This is a genomic window from Arthrobacter sp. Hiyo1 (genome assembly GCF_001263615.2).
In the GTDB taxonomy this organism is placed as follows: Bacteria; Actinomycetota; Actinomycetes; order Actinomycetales; family Micrococcaceae; genus Arthrobacter.
The window spans coordinates 151,077-152,408 of record NZ_DF952475.1; the positions used below are offsets into that span (position 1 = coordinate 151,077).

Consider the following 1,332-nt stretch of genomic DNA (forward strand, 5'->3'; position numbering starts at 1 on the left):
GGAGCTCACGCTCTCCGTCTCGAAAAACGGCGCACCGGTCACCACCTTGCAGCCTTACCTCGGCGCGTTCGGCCACCTTGTCGCGCTGCGCGACGGCGATCTAGCGTATCTGCACGTGCATCCCGAGGGTGCCGAGCCCCAGAACGGCCAGGTCAGCGGACCGACCGTGAGGTTCGCGGCAGAGGCTCCGACCTCTGGGAGGTACATGCTCTACTTCGACTTCCAAGTCGACGGCGCCGTCCATTCTGCCGCGTTCGTACTCGCTGCGGACGGCACGCCAGGCGCGCAACCCGTCCAGACACCAGGCGAGAGCCACGGTCATTGAGCCCACACACCGGAGAACGGATCACTATGCCAACAACCACAGCACCGACTGAATCTGCGCGCACGAGCCTTGATCTCGAGATCGGCGGGATGACGTGCTCATCCTGCGCCAACCGTATCGAGAAGAAGCTCAACCGGATGGACGGGGTCGAGGCGAGCGTGAACTACGCGACCGAGAAAGCCAGGGTGCTCGTCCCCGAGGGCTACGACCCTCAGCTGCTCATCCTCGAGGTGCAGAAGACCGGCTACAGGGCAGCCTTGCCAACCCCACCCGAGCAGGCGGCACCGGCGAACGATGGCGAAGAACCCGACCATGAGCTCGCCGAGCTGCGGCGGCGGCTCATCGGGTCAGCGGTGCTGGCGGTGCCGGTCATCCTCATGGCCATGGTCCCCGCCCTCCAGTTCACCTACTGGCAATGGGCCTCCCTGGCCCTCGCCGCTCCGGTGATCCTGTGGGCAGCGTGGCCCTTCCACAAGGCAGCCTGGACAAACCTGCGCCACGGTGCCGCCACCATGGACACCCTCGTCTCAGTCGGCACCCTCTCGGCGTTCCTGTGGTCACTGTACGCACTCTTCCTCGGCACCGCCGGGGTGCCCGGCATGCGCCATGCGTTCGAGCTCTCAATCACACCGGTCGACGGCGCCCGCAACATCTACCTCGAGGTCGCCGCCGGCGTGACAATGTTCATCCTCGCCGGCCGCTACTTCGAGAAGCGCTCCAAGCGCCAAGCAGGCGCCGCCTTGCGGAGCCTCCTCGAACTCGGCGCGAAGGATGTCGCCGTGCTCCGCGGCGGCGTCGAAACACGCATCCCGATCGAGCAACTCGCAGCCGGCGACGAATTCGTCGTCCGCCCCGGGGAAAAGATCGCCACCGACGGCGTGATCCTCACCGGCACCTCTGCAGTGGACGCTCGATGATTACCGGCGAATCGGTGCCCGTCGAGGTCGGCTCCGGCGACGCCGTGACCGGAGCGACCGTGAACGCCAGCGGGCGGCTCGTCGTGCGTG

2 pseudogenes are annotated in these 1,332 nt (G+C 66.7%); both read left to right on the plus strand.

The window, feature by feature from the left end:
* A pseudogene (locus AHiyo1_RS19700) lies at window positions 1-325 on the plus strand (heavy-metal-associated domain-containing protein); the annotation flags it as partial.
* Window positions 326-351: 26 nt separating this feature from the next.
* Window positions 352-1,332, plus strand: a pseudogene (locus AHiyo1_RS27340) (heavy metal translocating P-type ATPase); the annotation flags it as partial.